Here is a 19,560-nt window from a genome sequence, read left to right as displayed (position 1 = left end):
TTGGGTTTACTATTTTGTCCGGTTTGCTTTCATACAATGGTATTTATCACTATATCCTTGTTAAATTGTGTTAAATGAAGTATTTAACAGTTTACCATCTCTATTTTTGTAAAAATGAAGAAACGTAGTATTACACTGATTATTTGGTTAATGTCGATTGCGCTACTGGGAGTAATGGCTATGCAATACTATTTTGTTCATGAATCTTATATCCAGAAATCACAACTTTTCGACGAAGCCGTCCGAGCGTCATTAACAACAGTTGCTGGGCGTATTGAAAAACAAGAAGTATATGACTTTCTTCAGCATCAACAAAAGGTTGAACAAGAGAAGTATAGACAAGAACAGGCAAAACACGAAAAACTTAACCAGCAGATAGCTTTACAAAAAAGAATTGAAGAACTGCGTATTCAGCAATACGAAGCGGAACAAGCATTTAAGGACGAGGAAGACAAACTTAAAGCAAGATATCCTTTAGTTGCGTATGTTGAAAATCCCTTCTATGAAACCTACGTAAAGAGACGACGATATAACCACTTGGTAACAATTCGGGTGCTCCCAGGCGAAATTGAGGGGGATATTCAAAACAATAATGTTGACGTGTATGCCACAAAAGAACTCCCTCTAATTCCGGCAAAAGACGATAGCACACGCTACTTAGCGTTCTCCAACACCTACAACACAATTAACTGGGTTGTTCGCGCTCTTCCCGCTCGAGAATACTTAAAAATCGCTTCTAGAATTCAGCAACTTGAGCATCAGTTGAGGCTTGATGCCGCTCAGAATATCTATGATAGTGTCGCAGTTATTGGCGGGAAAAATATAGAATTGTTAACCAGTGTTGCTGCTACTGAACAATTATCAAAAAGACCAATTCAAGAACGCGTGAACGTACGTTTACTCCGTAGCGAATTGGACGCGGAGTTAAACAAAAGACAAATCGCCGCACCTTTCAATATGGAAGTAAGGGATGATCGCAATACGATTATTTTCGAAACTATACGTAGTACGAAACCCGAGGCTGATGCTAAAGTCCCGCGCTATAGCACTCTTTTGTTCGAAAATGACTTAGGAAGTTCCCCGGGACTTCTTTCAATCTATTTCCCAAATAAATCAACGGTCATCAGGGACACAATGAGCTATATGCTTCTACCGATGGTCGCCTTATTGGGCCTTCTTATTGGAGCCTTCGCGTACACACTCATCATAATCTTCCGCCAGAAGAAAATTTCGGCGATGAAAACGGATTTCATGAACAATATGACGCACGAGTTCAAAACTCCAGTAGCAACAATTATGATTGCTAGCGAATCGCTACGTGACCCAGAAATAGCTGCTGATGAACGACGTGTGAACCGGTTAGCAAATATTATTTACGACGAAAATGTCCGTCTAGGGAACCATATTGAACGCGTACTAAACATCGCTCGTCTAGAAAAAGAAAATCTTAAGATCGAAAAAACAAATGTCCACATTAACTTAGTGGTCTCCGGCGTCCTAGACAGCATGAACTTACAATTACAAAAAGCGAACGGAAAATTAACGATGGATCTTGCGGCGAACGATGACCTAGTGATTGGCGACGAATTGCATCTTTCTAACGTATTCTTTAACTTAGTAGACAACGCCATAAAATACAGCAAAGGTGCTCCAGAGATTACCGTAAAAACTTATAATAATAAAAACGATATTCATATAACGATCGCCGATAGAGGCATGGGTATGACCAAAGATCAAAAAGAAAAAATTTTTGATCAATTCTATCGCATACCTACGGGTAATGTACATAACGTGAAAGGGTTTGGCTTAGGACTAAGTTATGTAAATGACATTGTTCGGCGATTAAGCGGGAATATTCAAGTAAAAAGTGAAAAAGATAAAGGCACAGTCTTTGAGCTAACATTTCCCCTGAAAAATAAATCTCAAGATTGATTTAGATTAAAAACAGAACATGCTTATGCAGAAAATATTATTAGCTGAAGATGACCCAAATTTGGGAGAACTTCTCAAAGACTATTTAGAATTAAAAGGAAAATTTGACGTTACGCTCTCGCAAGACGGAGATGAAGCATTGAATGCCTTCCGCAATAATCAATATGACCTTTGTATACTGGATGTCATGATGCCAAAAAAAGATGGCTTCTCTTTAGGGAAAGACATCCGTAAAATGGACAAGACTGTTCCTATTATTTATGCCACTGCAAAAGGAATGATGGAAGATAAGACACAGGCGTTCGAACTCGGTGGAGACGATTATATCACCAAACCTTTCCGCGTCGAAGAATTACTTTTACGAATAAATGCCCTTTTAAAGCGTGCACTCAAGGATAAAGATGAAGAGGTTATTGACAAGTTCGAAATCGGAGACTATTTTTTTGATTACACCAGTCAAGTCATTTCATTTAAAGGGCAGCAACAAAAGCTCTCGACCAAGGAAGCAGAACTATTACGACTGTTATGTCTAAATAAAAATGACGTTCTGACCCGCGAAGAAGCATTGGTGAAAATCTGGCATGACGACAACTATTTTACAGGCCGTAGTATGGATGTTTTTCTAAGTAAGCTGCGAAAATATCTTAAGGAAGATCCAAATGTAGAAATTGTGAATGTACATGGAAAAGGCTATAAACTATTAGTTAGTTAAATTGGTTAAAAGCTTTAGGTTTCAAATTTGGTAGGGATTCTCCGCCTTTAACGTAACATTAAAGAATCCTTTTCAGTTGATGCAATTTATGTATAAGGTATTCCCGATTTATTAAAACCCCATAATTTGAAAAACGAAATATTTCAAATTATGGGGTTAATGTTTTCTAATCTACGAATCGCTCTACGGAGAGGCTTACTGCCAACCTCCGCCCAAGGCTTTGTATATCACGATTTCATTCATCAATCCTTCTTTTTGAACCTCTACAGCTTCTAACTCTGCTTCCACTGCATTCTTTTGCGCAGTAATAATGTCCAAATAATTGGCGCGACCGGCAATAAATAACTCGTTAGCAGCTTCGACTGCTCCGCCTAAGGCTTCAACTTGTTCGGTAACGAAAATTTCTCTTTGTTGAATATGCTCCTGTGTTTTTATGGCATTGGAAACCTCATTATAAGCATTTAATACCCGCTTTTCATACTCTAAGAAATCTAGCCCATACTGCGCTTTGAATGTTTCGTACTGTGTTTTAAGTTGGCGCTGGTTAAAAATAGGTGCGGTTAAACCACCTATCAAACCATACGTTAATGATTTATCCAAATTCGTCAATTTATTCAAACTGAATGATTGTAAGCCGAAATACGGAGATAAAACTACTGACGGTAAAAATGCTGCTTTTGCAGATCGCACATCAAACTCGGCTTCTAGTAGACTAAAAGATGCTTCACGAACATCTGGACGATGTGCAAGGAGCTCTAGCGGCGCTCCAGTACCCAACTCCTTAAATAACCGCTGCCCCATCATATTGTCCGTAGAACGAACAACAGGTCGATTGAAATGGCCCGTCAAAAAGTTTATATGATGTTCAAGGTTAGTAATTTCTTGTTTAACACGTTCACGTTCTCCTTTTCCATTTGCGACGATAGCTTTAAATTGCTGCACACCTAGTTGTGTCGAACGCCCCGCTTCCTTCTGCAATTCAGAAATTTCCAACGCTTGCTGATTTAAGATGATATTATTGTCATACACCTTAATCTTCGCATCCAAACTAATTAATTCAAAGTAGGCGGACGCCAAATTAGTTATTATTTCGGTTTCAACAAGTCTACGAGCCTCATTTTCAGCCAACAATGCGTTATAAGCAGCATTCTTCTGGCTTTTAATTTTACCCCATAAATCTAACTCCCAAGAAGCCCGCACACCTACAAAAAAATCTGGAACCACCGGTTGAGGAACCCGCTCATCCTCAGAAAGATTTTCAGAAAAATTGGTGTCATAATTTCCAATTCCCGATTCTGTGTAAAATCCATACTTTTGCAATCCAGCTTCTGCGGCAGCATCCAAACTTGGCAGTAAAGCTGCTTTACGTCGTTTGAAACTTGCTTGCGCGATGTCAATTCGCTTTAATGCTTGCTGAATATCGTGATTGTAAACTAATGCCGAATCAATCAACTTCTTAAGATGCGGGTCAGTAAATACTTCGCGCCACGGAAGCTTAGCTATCGAGGTCGTATCTGATTTATTAATAATCAACGAATCAAACTGAGATGGCAACGGTTTATGTTCCGCCTTCTCTAATTCTTTAGGTACGTTACACGAGACAACGGTTATCCCGATCAAGATCATAGATATAACCTGCGGAATTACTTTTTTCTTTTTCACCTTTCGTTTTTTAGAAAACAGCACAAAGAGGCCGGGGATAATTATAACTCCCAAAATTGTACCGATAAACATCCCGCCTACTGAGGCTGTCCCGATTGTACGGTTGCCAATTGCACCGGCTCCACTTGCCATCATTAAAGGGATTAATCCCGCAATGAAAGCGAAAGACGTCATAAGAATTGGACGTAAACGGGCATAAGCGCCTTCTACCGCTGCTTGAATAACATTCATTCCTTGTTTTTGCTTTAGCACAGCATACTCTACGATCAAAATAGCATTCTTCCCTAACAGCCCAATCAACATGACAAGCGCCACTTGGGCGTAGATGTTATTTTCCAAACCAAAAATTTTCAGGAAAAAGAATGCCCCAGCAATACCTGCTGGTAAACATAAAATAACTGGAAGAGGCAAAAGGAAACTCTCATACTGTGCTGCCAAAAGCAGATACACAAAAACTAAACACAACGCAAATATATAGATCGCTTGGTTCCCAGAAATCACCTGTTCACGCGTCATCCCAGACCACTCAATCGAAAAACCTTGTGGCAAAGATTCGGATAATTTTTGAACGGTCTCAATCGCTTGACCAGTACTAAACCCAGGAGCTGGTTGTCCGGTAACCATCGCTGAGGTAAACATATTATAGCGTGTAATTTGCTCGGGACCGTAAACACGTCGCATCGTGATAAACGATGAGTACGGAACCATCTCACCTTGATCCGTGCGGACAAACAAATTTAAAACGTCTTCTGGAGTCTGACGGTAGTGAGGGTCAGCTTGTACCATGACTTTGTACATCTGCCCGTAACGGATAAAATTCGTCGCATAGAAACTACCCATCAACGTTTGAAGCGTGTTCATGGCATTTTCTACCGAAATACCAAGTTTAGCAGCCATATCATAATCGATATTAAGCATGTATTGAGGGAAACTGACGTCGAAACTCGAAGAAGCAGATTCAATCGCTTCTGAAGCATTCATTTCAGTGATAAACTTATCAACGATCTCCGCTGTCTTCGTTAAATCTTCACTTCCACTTCGGTCAAGTATACGCATCTCGAAACCTGCAGCATTACCGAAACCAGGTACAGTCGGAGGTGGAAAAAACTCAATTTCAGCATCAGCGATATGCGCAGTCTTCGTGCGTAACTCAACCATCACCTCATCAAGCGAGACACTGCGTTCGTCCCAAGCCTTCAAATTGATCATTCCCATGCCAAAAGAAGCCCCAGAAACTTCTGTTAAAATACTGTAGCCAGCCAAAGTAGATACCGTCTCTACGGACTCCAGCTCCCTTGCGATCCGATCGACCTCATCCAATGCACGTTCCGTACGATCAACCGTTGCTCCTGGCGGTGTGGTGACACTAACATACACCATCCCTTGATCCTCAGTCGGAATAAAGCCGGAAGGAAGGATTGCACTCGTTCCCCACGTAGCCACGAAAAATAAACTCAAAAGTCCAACAGTAATTATACGACGACCTGCAATTCTAGCCAATAAACCTTTATAACGACCTGCAATTTTTTCATAACCACTGTTAAACTTTTTGAAAAACCGGGTTAGCAAGCTATTCGATTCTTTTTGGTCATGCGGCGAACGCAACATAAGGGCACAAAGCGCTGGTGTTAACGTCAAAGCATTAATTCCTGATATTACTATTGCGGACGCTAATGTTAACGAGAATTGTCGGTAAAATATCCCCACGGGACCAGACAAAAACGCTACGGGTACAAACACGGCTGACATTACTAACGTAATAGCAATAACCGCCGTCCCCACCTCTTTCATTGCTGCAAGTGTAGCTTCCATTGGTGGCAGGTGCTCTTCCTCCATTTTTGCATAAACAGCCTCAACGACCACGATGCCATTATCGACAACAATACCAATAGCAAGCACTAGAGCGAACAACGTCAATAGGTTAATCGAGAACCCCATCATTTGCATAAAAAACAATGCCCCAATTAAACTAACGGGAACAGCTAGAATAGGTATAATTGTCGCGCGGAAATTCTGTAGAAAAACAAAAACAACAATGAACACAAGTAAGAATGCTTCGAGTAAGGTTTTGATAACGCTGGCGATTGACGCGTCGAGGAAACGAGACACATCATACCCCATCGTGTACGTCATCCCAGGAGGAAAAGTAGCCGCTTTCAGTTCCTCCATGCGATCTTTTACACGTTGAATAACGTCCTGAGCATTTGAACCTGGTAGCTGCTTCAACATAATCGATGCAGAGGGACGTCCGTCTGTCTTAGAAACCATTTCGTAATCCAATGACCCAAATTCAACATCCGCTACGTCCCGTATACGTATGATCGACCCATCATTATTTGCACGAATTGGTACGTTTGCATACTCTTCGGCTTCGGTAAATTTACCTGGATATCGAAGTACATATTGCTGCATGTTTACAGTTTTATCGGAACTAATCCCTGTTTGTCCTGGTGCAGCTTCAATATTCTGTTTACGTAGTGATTCGATCACCTCGTCTGGAGATATCTCGTATGCAGCTAGCCTGTCCGGCTTTAACCAAACACGCATGGCGTAATCGCGCATACCCATAATTTGAGCAAATCCGACACCTTCTATCCGCTTTAGCTCTTTTAGAATATTTATATCAGTAAAGTTGTAAATAAAGCGTTCATCCGCAGTTTCGTCGGACGTGTACACGTTCAGGTACATCAGCATACTGTTCACTTCTTTCTCCGTGGTCACTCCAGCGCGAATAACTTCTTCAGGCAACTCATCTAAAACCGTAGTTACCCGGTTCTGTACATTAACAGCGGCAACATCGGGATCAACCCCTACTTTGAATGCCACTTGAATCAAGGTCGTCCCATTGTTTGTAGTGACCGTATTCATTGATGTCATTCCTGCCACCCCGTTAATGGCTCGTTCCAAGGGTATTGCTACAGCATTGGTGCTGACATCTGCATTGGCTCCCGTATAATTTGCCGTAACAACCACCGAAGGAGGTACAATATCAGGGAACTGCGTAATAGGTAATGTAAATAGAGCCAGTAATCCTAGTAGCGTGATAAATAAAGATATCACCAACGATAGAATAGGCCTTTTAATATAAGTTTCAAACATAAATTTATATGATTATCTTTCTCACTAATCGCTCAACGCGTAGTAGTCATTATTTTTTAAGTTCGCGAATTTTCATTCCATCACGTAGCCCCTGTACACCTTCGTAAACTATCCTTTGGTTCTTATCCAGCCCACCTTCTACCACATAGTAGTGTCCGATACGATTTCCCGCGAGGAACGGAGTCATGGTTACAGTTTCGTCGTCATTGACAACGTATACATAAGCCTTATCTTGAACTTCGATAACTGATTTTTGATGGACGAAATGTGTGACACCCGTCGAAATGGGCACACCAATCTTGCCTGAAGCGCCATGTTTCAATAAGCCTTCGGAATTTGGAAACTTAGCACGTAAGGAAATTGACCCGGTGTTGGGTTGAAATTCACTCTCTACAATTCGAGCCTCGCCCGTGTGAGGGTATTCCTGACCATTCGCTAAAATCAACTTAACTTTCCTCCTAAAATTGTTGCTCGAAAAGCTGGAATCATTTGCAAGATTCAGGTATTCAGCTTCGGAGATATCGAAATACACGTTAACCGCATTCAAATCAGAGATCGTGGTAATTAATGATCCTTCCTCGAGCAATGATCCTGCTTTAAGCAATATCCTATTGATTCTACCGTTAAATGGAGCACGAATAGCTGTTTGAGATAACTTAGTTCGCGCTTGACTTAGGACGGCCTTTGCTTCTTCAACTTTAGACAGTGCAGCTCTATATTGGACAGCCATCAGCTCTTGCTCCGTGTGCGATACAATGTTCTTGTTAATCAGTTTCTCTGTGCGTTCTTTTTCTAATTCGACTTTCTTTGCTTCAGAAATTGCGATGTTCAAAGCCGCCTCTGCCTTTGCATAGTCTGCCTTATACTCTTCATCATTCAGCTTAAATAGTACTTGGCCTGCATTGACAACCGCTCCTTCATCCACGTAAATCTTATCTAAAAACCCTCCCAAGCGAGAGCGCAGCTCTACGTTTCTCGCGGCCTGAATATCCGCAATATACTCTTTAAAAATGGTCGTATCCTGTACCGATAGGCCGACAACAGGAACTTGCCTTGCGGGCTCCAATTTATTTTCGGTACTTTTCACAGTACAACTAGCTACAAGTAAAATTACCCCCGTAAACGGAGTAAGAAATGAAATAAATGTCTTCATATCAAATAGAAAATTTAAAAAAATAAAAAAAACGAGGCTATAGTTCACTCATCTCTTGTGAACAAAAGTATCCTAGGAATTAGGAAAATATTGGGAAAGGTAAATTAGTAGAGTTTCAAACGGTGCAAGTACTTATAGTAGCCAGGTACTATATGCCGTTTCTTTCCATCATAAACTGGATGTCGTGCCTTTTCACCGAGGAGTCTGGTGCTAAAGACAAATCCAACAAGAAGAACGAATAACGGTAGAAGAAGAAAATAATTTAGTATAACACGATACTCATCATAACGAATTTGTATATCAGAACTCTTATCGATAGGAATCGACAACACATCTTCCAAAACGAATTCTAAAATCGATTCACCATTTAAAATTGGAGAGCTCACAACTGGGGCTGTCCCACTCCCTACCTCATAGGCAAGAATGTTGAGATAACACAACAGAACAAAATAGTGAACCAGCTTAAGTAACATTTGATGCAAAACTACCAAGCTACTTTAGTGTGAGCAATACCAATTTGTAAAAAACATGTTAACTTCCGGGCGTTTCAGGTCAAAAACTCGTTACACAACGAGAAACGCAGAACAAAACTATTTTCTTATCAATGTTCGCTACGGTATAAGCTTTTCGACCACGGGACGCACGGAGGTATTTAGTCCGAAAAACAAGATATAATCGAGTTTAGTATTTAAACCTGTTGATCCTTCAGTTTGATAAAGGAACATTCGATTCAGAAATATCTCACGACCATTAACAATGGTTTTTACCCGCGGTTTCCTTTCGCTAAGGTCCAAAAGAAAAACCTGATTAGCATACCCTGCCAAGGCAAACTCATAACGTTTGGAATTCACAAATCTACCTTTCACTCCGTAGGCAAAGCGATTCTGGATACCAGTAAGCGTCTTTATCGCACCATCTTCATCAAATAACTGACGACGAACAACAACAGGTTCTTTACGATCAATCTGTCCGTTTGCTTGTAAATTCAATGTATAAAAGAAAGTATTATACCCTCGGTTATGCTGCACATAAAACAGGAGATTTTTAACTTTAGGTACAGGATACCCCTCCTGCCCGAGGAGACAACCTGACAGCCCAAAAAACAACAACAAGCTAAAGCAAACTATTTTCTGCATAAATTCTAGTGTCCCAAGACAAACCCCACTCTCATAAACAGGCCGCTTGAAAGGTGGTTAATCATCGCTATTTATTTCTACCGAGAACCTTTACGATTAACCATAAAATCAAAACAATCACCAAAACAACGATGATAACGCCGGACCAAACCCCCGCCTCGAATATACCCTCTATTAGTTCGCAACTAGTGAGAATTACTGTTAAAAAGACAAAAATAAAAATATTTATAAACGATTTCATCATAACCTCCTTTTACTGAATAACAATCGATCGAAGAAAAAGTTAGATTACTGAAAAACAATCTTTCTAAAAAACAGCAGTTCTCTATATTTCACAGATAGCAGTAAAACGAAAACAGCCTAAAGTAGAACTTCAGGCTGTTTATTATTTTATATCACTAATTATTTATTCGGCACGCAAAATTTTTGCAGCTTCGACCATAGACTCCAAAGCGGCTTTCGTCTCTGGCCATGCACGAGTTTTTAGTCCACAATCTGGATTTACCCAAAGTTGCTCAGCTGGCACTACAGCCTTCGCTTTACGTAATAGATCTACCATCTCCTCAGTGCTTGGAACACGCGGGGAATGGATATCATAAACACCGGGACCAATATCATTTGGATATTTAAATTCTCCTGCAAACGCATCTAAGAGCTCCATTTGGGAACGTGAAGTTTCGATGGTAATCACGTCTGCATCCATTGCTGCGATATCTTGAATGATATCATTAAACTCAGAATAACACATATGTGTATGAATCTGTGTATCATCATCCACATTTGACGACGAGACCCGGAATGCACGGACTGCCCAGTTTAAGTATTCTTGCTGATCAGCTTTGCGTAAAGGCAATCCCTCACGGATAGCCGGCTCATCAATTTGTATAATTTTAATACCTGCTTTCTCTAAGGCCTGAACCTCATCAAGAATAGCGAGCGCAATTTGGTATGTAGTTGTCGAACGCGGTTGATCGTTACGGACGAATGACCATTGTAAGATTGTTACAGGACCCGTCAACATACCTTTTACCGGCCGGGTTGTCAATGATTGTGCATATGCTGACCAACGAACAGTCATGTCTGCTGGACGATAGACATCACCATATATTACTGGCGGTTTAACGCAACGCGAACCATACGATTGAACCCATCCGTTCTTAGTAAATGCGTATCCCGCTAATTGTTCACCGAAATATTCGACCATATCGTTACGTTCGAATTCTCCGTGAACTAATACGTCAATGTCTAACTCTTCTTGTAAACGAATTGTTCTTTCTGTTTCCTCTGCAATTTCTTTATCATATTGCTCTTGAGAAATTGCGCCTTTTTTAAGGTCCGCTCTCCACTTACGTACATCTTTTGTTTGTGGAAATGAACCAATCGTCGTAGTTGCAAATGCCGGCAAATTAAATTTTGCAAGTTGTGCTGCCTTACGTGCACCAAAAACAGAAGTACGCCGTGCATCGTCATCGGTAATATTAGCAGTACGCTCTTTAACTTCTGGCTTGTGTATTAACGGAGAGGTACGGCGGCTTTCAGCTGCAGCCTTATTAGCGCGGAATCGCTCCGATGTCGCCTCGTCAAAATCACCACCACTTAGTACAGCAAGATCTTTTACTTCTGCCAACTTCTGCTTAGCGAATGCTAACCAATTTTTAACTTCAGCAGGTAACGATTCTTCATTATCCTCGTTATCCAAATCAAAAGGTACATGTAACAACGATGATGAAGGTGCAACCCAAACACGATCAGCACCTAAAATATCAACAGCTTGCTTAATTTTGGCTAATGATTGTTCATAATCATTTTTCCATATATTTCTACCTTCAACAACACCTAAAGAAAGTGTTAAGGACGCTGGAACTTTCGCCAAAACAGTATCCAATTGGTTTTCACCACGAACTAAATCTACGTGTAATGCGTACACCGGCAAATTTAATGCAGTCTCTTCGTTATCGCCTAATGCTTCAAAATACGTTGCAACGATTAACTTAATATCTTTTGCTGCAGCAGCTAATTTTGCAAATACCTTACTGTAAAGAGCACGTGTATCAACATCTAAATCCAAAGCTAAGAAAGGCTCGTCGATTTGAACGTATTTTGCTCCTGCATCAGCTAGCTTACCTAAAATTTCCTCGTATACCGGTAGTAATCTATCGATAAGATCAATACGGTTGAACCCCGATTCCTTTTCTTTACCAACTAGAAGATACGTGATAGGACCAATTAATACTGGTTTAGTTTCTATCCCTAAATTTTTAGCTTCGTTATATTCACTTAAAAATTTCTCAGATGTCAATTTGAAAGTTTGATCTTTTGTGAATTCAGGAACGATATAGTGATAATTCGTATCGAACCATTTCGTCATTTCCATCGCAGTTACGTCTACGCCGTCTTGCTGAAAACCACGAGCCATCGCGTAATACAAATCTAAGTTATATTGACGATCTACTTTATCTAAAAGAGAATTGTAACGTGTAGGAATTGCGCCAACAGTTAAAGATAAGTCCAATACTTGATCATAAAACGAAAAATCATTCGAAGGAATCAAGTCAATACCAGCGTTCTGTTGCGTCTTCCAGTTGCCTTCACGAATTTTCTTCCCGGCTTGTAATAACTCATCCGCGCTAATTTTTTTTGCCCAATATGCTTCATTGGCCTTTTTCAATTCGCGGAATGGACCCACACGCGGGTACCCTAAATTGTTTGTTAATAACATAAATGTGTGCTTGTTAAATTTTTTCTTTCCTTAAATATTGATGCTTGGAGAGAAGGACACCAGAACAGTATCTCAGCTTATCTTTCTCTGCTATTTGCGGAGTAGAATGTAGCACCTTGTCAAAGGACAGGTTGCTAAGGCTTCAGCGGGTCTATTCCCTCGGCCTTTCTCTATAAGCGCTGCTAAGATAAGAATTACAAATTAAATTCCAAAAAAATAACACACTTAAAGTGAAACAGCCTTGTACAGGATGGTAAATTAATGATTAGTGTGTATCTTCGACCCCAACATTATAAAACGTTGGTTTTCATGAGTAAAAAAATTGCATTTCAGTACAATTCTAAATATCCTTCAGTAACAGATTTAAGAAAGAAGGCAAAATCACGTATCCCCAAATTTGCGTTTGATTATTTAGACGGTGGAACGAACGAAGAATTAAATCTCTTCAGAAATGAGAACGATTTTGATGAAATTTATTTAAAACCACAGTATCTTCATGTCGCTGGCGACGTCGACATGTCAGTCGAACTTTTTGGAAGACGTTACAGCGCTCCTTTTGGAATCTCTCCTATCGGCCTTCAAGGGTTAATGTGGCCAAACGCTCCCGAGATTCTTGCAAAAGCTGCCGCTAAACACGATGTCCCTTACATATTAAGTACAGTATCGACAGCCAGTATCGAACGAATAGCCGAAGTTTCCGACGGGAAAGCTTGGTTTCAACTTTACCACCCTACAGAAAACAGGCTGCGAGATGATATTCTTCGCCGATTGAAAGACGTTGAATGTCCAGTGCTAGTGGTCCTTGTCGACGTACCATCCTTCGGACTACGTTATAGAGAAATCAAGAGCGGGCTCTCCATGCCTCCGAAGATGAATATTTCTAATGTTATTCAAGCTATGTTACGACCGACTTGGGGTATAAAAACCTTACAGCACGGAATCCCATCGTTTGCAACACTTAAACCATATATGGAAAAGGGCCTTGATTTAGCCCAACTTGGACAGTTTATGAACCGTACGTTCACTGGAAAAGTCAATATAGAAAAGGTCAAAGCTATACGTGATATCTGGAACGGTCCATTAGTACTTAAAGGAATTACAACAGACCAAGACATGCAAGCTGCTATAAGTCTAGGGGTCGACGGGGTCATCGTTTCGAACCACGGAGGACGTCAAATTGACGCAGGTGAGTCATCAATAAAATCTTTAACACACTTAGCACAAAACCCATCATATAAAGAGAAAATCAAAATCATGCTCGACGGCGGCATAAGATCTGGAGTAGATCTAGCTAGGGCACACGCTGTAGGGTCAGAATTCAATTTCATGGGAAGACCTTTTATGTATGGCGTGGGTGCTTTAGGAAATCAAGGGGGGGAGCATACGATAAATATGTTCAAAGCACAGCTTTATCAGGTGATGCAGCAACTAACCTTAGAAAATGTATCCCAATTCCCTGGGCGATTAATTTAATTATTTAAACCTTTTTAGAGCCCGTGCGAGTAGCCGCGCTCTAAAATGTGTCGTTAGGGATAATAGAAGCTCGGAAATCAATTACTATATTTGCCTTATGATAATTGCTGAAAGATACCATGACATTTCATGCGGGCATCGTGTTGTAGGGCATGAAGGCAAGTGCCAGTTTTTGCATGGACACAATTACCGTATCCATTTTACGGTTGCCGCTACCGAACTCGATGCCGTAGGCCGCGTTGTGGATTTCTCAGTTATTAAATCAGCTTTATGTCAATGGCTTGAAGATAACTTCGATCACAAATTTCTGATCTGGGAGAAAGATGAGTTACTTGTATCGTTGAAGGCTGTTTCACCGGAAAGTTTAGTTGTCGTCCCATTCAATCCAACCGCTGAACGAATTGCAGAATATCTAGTTGAAGAAATCGGACCTCTTCAACTTAAAGGTTATCCTGTAAAACTTATGGCCTGCCGGGTTGAAGAAACAGCAAAATGTTCAGCAACATATAATTCACTTTAGCCGTATTCAGAATATTATTGTTCTCTACTGTAGTTCGAGAAGTACTGGACAATGATCCGAATGAACGGCCGAGGGAATAATTTCAGCGGCAATTATTCTGTCAGAAAGGGCATTAGATACCATATTATAATCAATACGCCAACCCAAATTTCTTGCCCTAGCACCTGCACGATAGCTCCACCACGTGTAATTATGCGGCTCAGGGTTGAACTGCCTAAAAGAATCGACGTACCCCGAATTGATAAAATTTTCCATCCATTCACGTTCTGCTGGAAGAAATCCAGAACTATTCGCATTTGACTTTGGATTATGTATATCAATCGCTCGGTGGCATATATTATAGTCTCCACAAATAACTAAATTTGGTCTTTCTAATAGCAATTTGTCACTATATTGCTGAAAATCATCCAGAAACATGTATTTAAAATCTTGTCGTATGTCTCCTGTTGTTCCCGAAGGGAAGTAAACACTCATTACAGACACATCGTCAAAATCGGCACGAATTACCCTTCCCTCAAAATCATAATCCTCATGCCCACAACCATATATGATTTGTGTCGGAGAAATACGAGTAAAGATAGCTGTGCCGCTATATCCTTTTTTCTGTGCTGGATACCAATAATGCTCATAACCTAATTGTTCCAATATAGCAACCTCTGGAACCTGATCGGGCGTCGCTTTAATCTCTTGTAAACAAACGACATCCGCATTTACATTTTTAAGCCAACCCAACCAGTCTTTTTTTAACGCCGCTCGTAGCCCGTTTACGTTATAAGTAATTATTTTCATCAGTAATTAGGCGAGGAAAATAGGTCAAAAAATTTAGTTAATGCACCATTTTTAGCCGGTAGACCAGCTTGCTCTCGTTCCAGATTCAGTGCTTCCCGTCTTGTCAATACTTTCATCGTCATTCTAACGTCGTTTATAGGTCTATCGCGCGTGTCCGTTTCAACGCTCGCAATATTATCGATAGTTTCAACTCCCTTAATTAATTCTCCAAAGACCGTATAATTATTATCTAGATGGGGTGCTCCGCCGATAGTTGAATATGTTTCACGTTGCAGGGGGGTTAGCTTTTTTCCTTTTAAGCGAAATTGCTCCAGAGAATCTAAACCTGCCTGTGTAAAAACGTGACCTTGAACAAGATAAAATTGCGATGCAGAGGATCGCTTCGCGGGATTATTGTCACGAGCGGCACCAACAGCGCCCTTCTTATGAATTAAGCCTTCATAAATTTCTGCCGGCAATGTATAGTCAGGTCCTCCATCGCCCAATGCTTGCTTCTCTGCAGCGAACCTAGAATCAGGATCTCCCCCCTGTATCATAAAATTGTTGATAACGCGGTGAAACATCAGATCCTCATAATATCCTTCACGAACCAATTTCACAAAATTATCTCGATGCGTAGGTGTTTCATTATAAAGTTTTAAAAGACAACTCCCTTTATCAGTATCAATGTGTATGTAGTGAAAAACTGGCTTTTTCCCGAAAACCGTTGCAGAAATAAATAAACAAAATGTAAAAAGTAGAGTCTTCTTTAATAGTTCCTTCATTCGTATTTTTTAAGTTTAGGATAACGCATATGTATCCTGAAAATAATCAATTATAAGCGACTTCATTATAAGTTCTTGTTCAAGCAAGGTATAGTTTGGTATAGGTTTCACCAGTTCCCAATGAGGCCATCCATCTTCATCAAGTCCGTTCAGTTCGTAGAAACCCATCGCACTAAACATCCGGCAGGTCGCAATATGCATAAGTTCCTCTTTTTCCCTTTTCGAAAACTCCTGCGGACCCTTACCAAGTTCTTGTACTCCGATCAAAAAAAGTAATACCTTCATATCGGGAAGCTCCATGTCGAATTCTGTTGCAATCGTCTCCTGCAGTTTGGCCCATTTTTTATTTACTTCAGATGCTTTCATTTCAATTTTTAATTCGTGTTTTATGCAAAAGATTAATAACGTTTTAAGTAACTAACCCAACGTAGCAAAAATAGGAAAATAAAAAGGACTTCTATCAGAACTGAAGGAAATAGCAAAAGACGACTGTACAACGAAGTAATTTAAACCTCGCTTTTTAATTCCCGCACCAATTCTTTACAGCGATTTTCAATCATAAGGTAAACTGATTCAAATTGAGTGGCATCAAAATACGGGTCAGGAACTTCTCCGTCAAGAAGAAACATTCTTACTTTCCTTCGGTCCTCATCATTTCGCGCTAACGCAATAACGTCGTTATAATTACTCTCATCCATAACGAAGATATGATCGTATTCATCAAAAAATGACGTTTGAAATAGTTGCGCTCGTTGTGTAGATATATCAATATTAAACTTTTTAGCAACAGCTACCGAACGCCTATCCGGTTGCTGTCCAACATGCCAATCCCCTGTACCTGCGGAATCGACATCCCAGTCGAGCCCTTCTTGTTTCACGAGATGTGCTAATATACCATGCGCGAGGGGTGACCTACATATATTCCCTAGACAAACCATCAAAATCTTCATATTACGAAAATACGATTAATACCTAGATAGCAAAGAAAAAGGTGGATCAAAACTGACCCACCCTAATCTAATCAACCAAAATTATTTTAATATTCAATTGGGAAATTGAATTCTACCGTTCCGTTATCTGAAACCCCCGTGATCCGCACAATATTACGTTTAGTATCGGCTAGTGCTGATTCTATTTGATCAACATTGTTAACAGGTTTACCATTAACATGCGTTACAATCAGCCCACGCTCAACACCAAAATATCCAAAGATCCCTTCACGATGAACCTGAGTTACTACAACGCCTGAACTGATTCCATAGTGTTTTTTCTGAGCGTCAGTAGCTGCCTTGAAACTAGCACCTAGTTTATTAAAAATTTCAGCGCCGCTTTTATTACTTCCCGCCGCTTCTTCTTTCGCCTTGGTCTCACGTCCTTTGAGCGTCAAAGTCACATCCTTTTCTTTTCCATCGCGTTTGTACGTAATTTTCACTTTATCACCAGGGCTAAGTCGAGCTACACGCTCTTGCAAATCCGACGACGAAAATACTGTCTTGCCTTCTACCTTAGTGATAATATCGCCTTGCTTAATACCGCTGCCTGCAGCTGCACCACCCTCTACTACATCTAACACATATAGTCCCTGAACGTCATCGATACTATATTTCTCACGAATAGCCTCATCTACTTCGCGGAAGCTAACACCCACATAACCACGTTGCACTGCTCCAAATTCTTTGAAATCATTAATGATTTTTTTAACAAGGTTGACAGGAATAGCAAAACCGTATCCGGCGTATACACCGGTTGGGGATGCAATCGCAGCATTAATACCGATTAACTCTCCGCGCGCATTAACCAACGCTCCTCCGCTATTTCCTTTGTTGATTACCGCATCTGTTTGAATAAACGACTCAACAGCAGTTCGCACAATTGGTTCTTCAGGCTGTCCGTATCCATATGGTGTGTTTTGTTGTTCACCTAATATACCGATCTGTCGTCCTTTCGCGCTAACGATCCCTGCGGTCACAGTAGACTGCAAACTTAAAGGATATCCTACCGCAAGAACCCATTCTCCAATACGAACATTATCAGAGTCACCAAATTTAACAAAGGGGAGATTCGTAGCATTAATTTTAAGTAACGCTAAGTCAAAGTCAGGATCTCTTCCAATAACCTTCGCTTCATAAGACCGTTGATTCGTTAATTGCACTTCAATCTTGTCTGCGTCTTCTACAACGTGGTTATTTGTGACAATGTATCCGTCATTCGAAATCATAACGCCCGATCCTGATGCCATTGCCTGTCGTGGACGTGACTGGGGACGCTGTTGAGGCATACCGAAAAACTCCTCGAACATGTCAAATGGCGAGGCTTGACCACCTCCACGCTGACTACCTCGTGCTGTCATGGTCACTTTTATATGTACAACTCCCGGTGACACTGCGGCCGCCGCTTCTGTAAAATCTGGGTTCCCCGTTGAGGAAATCATATCAGGCAGGGGATTGCTGGCATAAAACACATTTTGTTTTTCTTCAAAACTCATGTGTTCAGCCTGCTTGCTTTCCAAAAGCTTATAACCTCCGATAGCCACAGCGCCACCCACCAAAGCGGTCACCAATGTAATTCCTATTTTCTTCATATTATCTTTTTTACTGTATTAACTATTATCTTTAAAAAATATTTATTGTGATCTGGCTTGTTCAAAAGTAATACCATCGGGCTAGCAAGTCAAATTTTGGCAGTTAAAAAATGTTAACTGGAGACGCGTAACGTAACTTTTAACAGCTTTTAACAAAAAACATAAGAATTGTAACAAGAATTTTAAAAATAACTAATATTTCACTAAAAAATGGCTGAAATTATAAAATTCCATAAATACCAGGGCGCTGGTAATGACTTCATTCTAATTGACAATAGGACCAACGTATTCGACGAAACAAATACCATATTGGTTAAAAACCTTTGTGATCGGAGGTTTGGAATTGGAGCAGACGGACTAATGCTACTTCAATATAATAAAAATTTTGATTTCGAAATGAAATATTATAACGCGGACGGGAACGAGGGTTCGATGTGCGGTAATGGGGGGAGATGTATCGTGGCTTTCGCGCGGGATCTTGGCATTATCGATAACAAAGCGGACTTTTTGGCAGTAGATGGGCGTCACGAAGCAAAAATACAAAACAACCAAGTCGATTTAGGAATGATCGATGTACAAGACATAACGAAAGATGATCAGGCTTTCGTGTTGAATACGGGATCTCCCCATTATATAAAACTTGTTGAACAACTGGATAAAATGGACGTATTTAACGCAGGGAGAGAAATCCGCAACAATGATACTTATCATATAGACGGCATAAACGTCAATTTCGTTCAGGAGGAAGAAAATGGCTATTTCGTCCGGACATACGAACGCGGCGTGGAGGACGAAACTTTGGCGTGCGGGACAGGAGCCACGGCGGCGGCGATAGCAATGGCGATACATACAAATCAATATGGGGCTATACAAATTCCTATCCGCGTTTTAGGAGGCCAGCTTTACATTTCGTTTTACAGAGAAGGATATACCTTTACAAAGGTCCGTTTAATAGGACCTGCAGATTTCGTTTTCCAAGGAGAAATCTAACTGGAGCTTGTTTATAGAAAATTAGTATAT

General features: G+C 40.5%; 15 protein-coding genes and 1 riboswitch. Of the genes, 5 read left to right on the top strand and 10 right to left on the bottom strand.

Annotated features, from left to right (window positions below; translation table 11 throughout):
* Positions 1-114 precede the first annotated feature (114 nt).
* Both HP439_RS00650 and HP439_RS00645 read left to right on the top strand, forming a co-directional pair.
* Positions 115-1,932, top strand: coding sequence for a sensor histidine kinase (locus HP439_RS00650; RefSeq protein ID WP_172388402.1), 1,818 nt, complete (start codon positions 115-117; stop codon positions 1,930-1,932).
* 25 nt (positions 1,933-1,957) lie between these two features.
* Complete coding sequence (locus HP439_RS00645) at positions 1,958-2,644, top strand: response regulator transcription factor (RefSeq protein WP_172388401.1); 687 nt, start codon at positions 1,958-1,960, stop codon at positions 2,642-2,644.
* 195 nt (positions 2,645-2,839) lie between these two features.
* Here the strand turns inward: HP439_RS00645 and HP439_RS00640 are convergent, their stop codons facing one another.
* The 5 genes from HP439_RS00640 to metE form a co-directional block, all read right to left on the bottom strand.
* The gene (locus HP439_RS00640; RefSeq protein ID WP_172388400.1) at positions 2,840-7,405 is read right to left on the bottom strand and encodes an efflux RND transporter permease subunit; all 4,566 of its coding nucleotides are present in this window, start codon (positions 7,403-7,405) and stop codon (positions 2,840-2,842) included.
* 49 nt (positions 7,406-7,454) lie between these two features.
* Positions 7,455-8,558: an efflux RND transporter periplasmic adaptor subunit gene (locus HP439_RS00635; protein ID WP_172388399.1), complete on the bottom strand. Its 1,104-nt coding sequence runs from the start codon at positions 8,556-8,558 to the stop codon at positions 7,455-7,457.
* Between the two features lie 104 nt (positions 8,559-8,662).
* Positions 8,663-9,031 (bottom strand): hypothetical protein, encoded by a 369-nt coding sequence (locus HP439_RS00630; protein WP_172388398.1) that lies wholly within the window; start codon positions 9,029-9,031, stop codon positions 8,663-8,665.
* Between the two features lie 138 nt (positions 9,032-9,169).
* Positions 9,170-9,694, bottom strand: coding sequence for a DUF4833 domain-containing protein (locus tag HP439_RS00625; protein ID WP_172388397.1), 525 nt, complete (start codon positions 9,692-9,694; stop codon positions 9,170-9,172).
* 406 nt (positions 9,695-10,100) lie between these two features.
* Entirely contained in the window at positions 10,101-12,413 is a 2,313-nt protein-coding gene (gene metE / locus HP439_RS00620) for a 5-methyltetrahydropteroyltriglutamate--homocysteine S-methyltransferase (protein WP_172388396.1), read from the bottom strand.
* Positions 12,414-12,487: 74 nt separating this feature from the next.
* A riboswitch (SAM riboswitch) is annotated at positions 12,488-12,592 on the bottom strand.
* Positions 12,593-12,722: 130 nt separating this feature from the next.
* Here metE and HP439_RS00615 point away from each other — a divergent pair.
* Together HP439_RS00615 and HP439_RS00610 are read left to right on the top strand one after the other, a co-directional pair.
* Positions 12,723-13,886: an alpha-hydroxy acid oxidase gene (locus HP439_RS00615; protein ID WP_172388395.1), complete on the top strand. Its 1,164-nt coding sequence runs from the start codon at positions 12,723-12,725 to the stop codon at positions 13,884-13,886.
* Between the two features lie 97 nt (positions 13,887-13,983).
* Complete coding sequence (locus tag HP439_RS00610) at positions 13,984-14,406, top strand: 6-pyruvoyl trahydropterin synthase family protein (protein WP_172388394.1); 423 nt, start codon at positions 13,984-13,986, stop codon at positions 14,404-14,406.
* Positions 14,407-14,430: 24 nt separating this feature from the next.
* Here the strand turns inward: HP439_RS00610 and HP439_RS00605 are convergent, their stop codons facing one another.
* From HP439_RS00605 to HP439_RS00585, 5 genes are all read right to left on the bottom strand, one after another.
* Positions 14,431-15,195 carry an exodeoxyribonuclease III gene (locus HP439_RS00605; RefSeq protein WP_172388393.1) on the bottom strand — a complete coding sequence of 255 codons (765 nt, stop codon included), beginning with the start codon at positions 15,193-15,195 and terminating at the stop codon, positions 14,431-14,433.
* On the bottom strand, positions 15,195-15,959 hold the full coding sequence (locus tag HP439_RS00600) for a peptidylprolyl isomerase (RefSeq protein WP_172388392.1): 765 nt from the start codon (positions 15,957-15,959) through the stop codon (positions 15,195-15,197). The genes HP439_RS00605 and HP439_RS00600 overlap by 1 nt, the downstream gene beginning before the upstream one ends.
* Before the next feature lie 15 nt (positions 15,960-15,974).
* Positions 15,975-16,325 carry a hypothetical protein gene (locus tag HP439_RS00595; protein WP_172388391.1) on the bottom strand — a complete coding sequence of 117 codons (351 nt, stop codon included), beginning with the start codon at positions 16,323-16,325 and terminating at the stop codon, positions 15,975-15,977.
* 140 nt (positions 16,326-16,465) lie between these two features.
* Positions 16,466-16,909 (bottom strand): low molecular weight protein-tyrosine-phosphatase, encoded by a 444-nt coding sequence (locus tag HP439_RS00590; RefSeq protein ID WP_172388390.1) that lies wholly within the window; start codon positions 16,907-16,909, stop codon positions 16,466-16,468.
* Between the two features lie 86 nt (positions 16,910-16,995).
* On the bottom strand, positions 16,996-18,540 hold the full coding sequence (locus tag HP439_RS00585; protein ID WP_172388389.1) for a Do family serine endopeptidase: 1,545 nt from the start codon (positions 18,538-18,540) through the stop codon (positions 16,996-16,998).
* Between the two features lie 210 nt (positions 18,541-18,750).
* Here HP439_RS00585 and dapF point away from each other — a divergent pair, with 210 nt between their 5' ends.
* Entirely contained in the window at positions 18,751-19,530 is a 780-nt protein-coding gene (gene dapF, locus HP439_RS00580) for a diaminopimelate epimerase (RefSeq protein ID WP_172388388.1), read from the top strand.
* Positions 19,531-19,560: the final 30 nt, after the last annotated feature.

Source organism: Sphingobacterium shayense (assembly GCF_013179575.1).
Classification (GTDB): Bacteria; Bacteroidota; Bacteroidia; order Sphingobacteriales; family Sphingobacteriaceae; genus Sphingobacterium; species Sphingobacterium shayense.
Note: the sequence above shows the minus strand (reverse complement) of the source record. Positions and strands in the feature narration are given on the sequence as shown.